The following is a 4,328-nucleotide window of genomic DNA, read 5'->3' as shown; positions in this document are numbered from 1 at the left end:
GATGTTGAATTGTATAGATATAAGGAGGACTCTATGCAAGTATACACAAAAATTTCACACCTCTTAAACCTTAATCCAATAAAAGGGCGGTCTTTAATGGCGCATATTCGCAGAACGAGACATATTATGATGCCATCACATCGTTCTTGTTTTTCCTATTCTGTTTTTGCATCTCAAAATAAACCAGCTCATTTAGCTCTCTAATAGTACCATTTACTATTCAGAGAGATCTCAGCTTTGAAAAATAAACATGACTAAATAAAGTCACTATCTCTTATTTCAAGCTATCATACCCTATTTTAAATAAATAAGAATCAGTCACTAACATTTATTAATTAGTGATAAGTGTCCTTGTTGTTTAAAAAAATAAAGCATGCATTATTTTTATAATGCAATGCAAGGAGTTTTTTATCTCAAAAAATATAAAGGAGTTTATTATGCTTAAATTAAAAATTGCATATAGCCCGGCAGTTACTCAATATTTCTTAACTCAAAGAGATATGGTGGAAATCAAGCAAACTGATTTTACTGATATTGCTGCTATCGTATTAAGTTCTTCTGATGTGGCGCAATTTATTGGTTCCATTAAAGAAACAGAATTTAATATTCCTGTTTTTGTTGTGCAAACAGCCGAGCAACCGCTTTCACCCGAATTTTATGATTCGGTTTATCATATCCAAGATTTCAATGGTTATGATATCCAGCTTTATAGCCGTCAAATTGAAACGGCCGCTAAACTTTATGAAGAAAAAATGCTTCCTCCATTCTTCAAAATGCTCAGCGAATATGTAGAAATGGGGAATATTGCCTTTGACTGTCCAGGTCATCAAGGTGGTCAATATTATCGCAAACATCCGGCAGGTCGTTTCCTTTATGATTTCTACGGAGAAAACATTTTCCGTTCGGATATTTGTAATGCTGATGTGAAACTGGGTGATTTACTTATTCACGAAGGGGCTGCTTGCGATGCACAAAAACATGCAGCACAAGTGTTTAACGCCGATAAAACTTATTTTGTATTAAACGGCACATCCTCTGCGAATAAAGTTGCATTAAACGCCATTCTAGCTCCGGGTGATCTTGTTTTATTCGACCGAAACAACCACAAATCCAACCATCACGGTGCGTTAGTTCAAGCAGGTGCAACCCCTATTTATCTTGAAACTGCACGTAATCCGTTCGGATTTATCGGCGGTATTGATAGTCACTGCTTTGAAGAAAGCTATTTAAGAGATTTAATCAAAGAGGTAGCGCCGGAAAGTGCGGATAAAAAACGTCCGTTCCGTTTGGCTGTTATTCAATTAGGTACTTACGATGGTACTATCTATAACGCACGTCAAGTAGTAGATAAAATTGGTCATCTTTGTGACTATATTTTATTTGACTCCGCTTGGGTAGGTTACGAACAATTCATTCCAATGATGAAAGATTGCTCTCCTCTCTTGTTAGAACTTAATGAAAACGATCCCGGTATTATCGTGACGCAATCCGTTCATAAACAACAAGCAGGTTTCTCACAGGCCTCCCAAATTCACAAAAAAGATAAGCATATTAAAGGTCAAAGTCGTTACGTTAACCATAAACGCTTTAATAATGCCTTTATGTTGCATGCTTCTACCAGTCCATTCTACCCGTTATTCGCAACACTTGATGTGAATGCCAAAATTCAAGGTAGCGCAGCCGGCCGCCGTTTATGGCATGATTGTGTAAAAGTAGGGATTGAAGCACGTAAATTAGTCTTAAATAATTGCGAACTGATTCGTCCGTTTATTCCAACTACGATAAAAGGCAAAAAATGGCAGGATTACGATACTGAAGAAATCGCTACAAATCTTGAGTTCTTCAAATTCCATCCAACCGATACATGGCATAAATTTGAAGGTTATGAAGATGAACAATACTTCGTTGATCCTTGCAAATTCTTGCTCACTACACCGGGTATTAGCCTAGAAAGCGGTGAATATGAATCTTTCGGTATTCCGGCTACCATCTTAGCAAACTACTTACGTGAAAACGGTATTATCCCGGAAAAATGCGATTTGAACTCCATCTTATTTTTGTTAACGCCTGCTGAAACCTTAACAAAAATGCAAACCTTAGTCGCCCAAATCGCATTGTTTGAAAAACATATCAAACAAGATTCGTTATTACAAGATGTATTGCCAACCGTTTACAAAAATAATGAGGAACGCTACAGAGGTTATACCATTCGCCAACTATGCCAAGAAATGCATAACCTCTATGTCAGCCGCAATGTAAAACAATTACAAAAAGACTTATTCCGTAAAGCCACCTTGCCTGAGTATGCAATGAACCCTCACGATGCCAATATTGAGTTAATTCGCAACAATGTGGAATTAATTTCACTAACGGATATTGTAGGCAGAATTGCTGCAGAAGGTGCGCTTCCTTATCCTCCAGGCGTTTTATGCGTAGTACCGGGAGAAAGATGGAGTACAACCGCTCAACAATATTTCTTAGCGCTAGAAGAAGGAATTAATACCTTACCCGGCTTTGCACCGGAAATCCAAGGGGTCTATCTACAAAAAGATCCTGACGGACGAACTCGTGCATACGGTTATGTATTAAATGAACATTAATAGCTAAAAAAGTGCGGTCATTTTTCAATAAGAATATTGACCGTACTTGAGGAATAAATTATGAGTACAAAAAGTAATAAAATCGGTGTGGTGCAACTTACCATACTCACTATGGTAAACATGATGGGCTCCGGTATCATCATGCTACCAACAAAACTAGCAGAAATAGGCACCATTTCTATCGTATCTTGGTTAGTTACCGCTGTCGGCTCTACTGCTCTTGCCTACGCATTTGCACAATGCGGGATGTTCAGTAAAAAATCCGGTGGTATGGGTGGCTATGCCGAATATTCTTTCGGTAAAGCGGGTAACTTCATGGCAAATTATACCTATGGTGTCTCTTTAGTTATCGCCAACACGGCAATCGCAATTTCTGCAGTAGGCTACGGTTCTGAACTATTCGGCACAACCCTTTCGCCATTATCCATTGCATTATGGACAATTGTTACATTGTGGCTTGCCACTGTCCTTAACTTTGGCGGAGCAAGAATTACCGGGAATATTAGTTCATTCACTATTTGGGGAGTAATCATTCCCGTCGTTGGTCTTTGTATCGTCGGTTGGTACTGGTTCGACGGTTCACTCTATATAAACTCTTGGAACCCTCACAATGTCCCAACCTTTGAAGCAATTGGTGTTTCTATTTCTATGACTTTATGGGCATTCTTAGGTTTAGAATCAGCTTGTGCAAATGCCGATGCTGTTGAAAATCCGGAAAAAAACGTACCTATTGCCGTATTAGGCGGAACAATTGGTGCTGCAGTAATCTACATTGTTTCAACTAACGTGATTGCCGGTATTGTACCAAATATGGATTTAGCACAATCTACGGCACCATTCGGGTTGGCATTTGCCCACATGTTTAATGAAACCGTCGGTAAAGTCATTATGGGATTAATGGTCATGTCTTGTTTCGGTTCTTTATTAGGCTGGCAATTCACTATTGCACAAGTATTTAAATCTTCTGCAGAAGAAGGATACTTCCCGGCATTTTTCAAAAAAGTCACAAGCAAAGATGCACCAATTATCGGTATGGTAACCATTACGGCAATTCAAACCCTATTATCTTTATTAACAATCAGTCCGTCATTAAATAAACAATTTAATGTATTGGTTGATTTAGCAGTGGTAACCAATGTTATTCCATACTTGCTTTCCATGGCGGCATTAGCTGTTTTGCTAAAAGCGGAAAATGTGCCAACGCGAAAATATAAAACAACTGTGTTTGTTGCATTTATCGGTTCGGTATATAGCATATATGCTCTTTATGCAGCCGGTGAGCAAGCAATGTTATATGGTTCAATCGCCACCTTTATCGGCTGGACATTATACGGCTTTGTGTCTGATAAATTTGATCTTCGTCGGTCAGTTAAAGAATAAAACTTTCTTACTCCATTTGCCCACCTTAGCGTGGGCTTTTTTATCATTAACGAACATCAAATTTGACTTAATATATTGACGTTTAATTATGAAAAAATATGTCGTGTACCGAGTACGGCCTATTTGATAAGCGATTGAAATGATTGATACTGGAGACACTGCGGCATAATATCGCAAAAGAATAAAGTGCGGTCGAATTTCAGCTTGTTTTCGTTGCTGGATAATTGAAGAAAAATTAGAATGATTAAAAATATCCGGTATTATGTAGCCGTTGCACAAACTTAAATTTTATCTCATAGGTAGGGACGCCACGCTGGCGTCCATAAAAAATGGGGCTGACGTAGATTA

General features: G+C 38.3%; 3 protein-coding genes. All 3 read left to right on the top strand.

All coding sequences use genetic code 11. The annotated features are described in order from the left end of the window. The first annotated feature begins 33 nt into the window (after positions 1-33). The 3 genes from speFL to potE all read left to right on the top strand — a co-directional run bounded on the left by speFL (position 34) and on the right by potE (position 3,980). A complete protein-coding gene (gene speFL, locus BKL51_RS12275; protein ID WP_143530632.1) occupies positions 34-204 on the top strand; it encodes a leader peptide SpeFL in 171 nt (56 codons plus the stop codon). A 233-nt stretch (positions 205-437) separates the two neighbouring features. Continuing rightward, the gene (gene speF, locus BKL51_RS11460; protein ID WP_077466780.1) at positions 438-2,600 is read left to right on the top strand and encodes an ornithine decarboxylase SpeF; all 2,163 of its coding nucleotides are present in this window, start codon (positions 438-440) and stop codon (positions 2,598-2,600) included. Positions 2,601-2,660: 60 nt separating this feature from the next. After that, positions 2,661-3,980 carry a putrescine-ornithine antiporter gene (gene potE / locus BKL51_RS11455; RefSeq protein WP_077466779.1) on the top strand — a complete coding sequence of 440 codons (1,320 nt, stop codon included), beginning with the start codon at positions 2,661-2,663 and terminating at the stop codon, positions 3,978-3,980. The last annotated feature ends 348 nt before the right edge of the window (positions 3,981-4,328 follow it).

The sequence above is a fragment of the Rodentibacter sp. Ppn85 genome (genome assembly GCF_001999335.1).
GTDB lineage: Bacteria > Pseudomonadota > Gammaproteobacteria > Enterobacterales > Pasteurellaceae > Rodentibacter.
The sequence above is the reverse complement of the archived record's forward strand: the minus strand, read 5'-3'. Positions and strand labels throughout refer to the sequence as shown.

What these genes read in the sequence shown, in the direction of transcription:
- speFL (WP_143530632.1), top strand. Translation starts at nt 34, where the DNA reads ATGCAAGTATACACAAAAATTTCACACCTCTTAAACCTTAATCCAATA.
- speF (WP_077466780.1), top strand. Translation starts at nt 438, where the DNA reads ATGCTTAAATTAAAAATTGCATATAGCCCGGCAGTTACTCAATATTTC.
- potE (WP_077466779.1), top strand. Translation starts at nt 2,661, where the DNA reads ATGAGTACAAAAAGTAATAAAATCGGTGTGGTGCAACTTACCATACTC.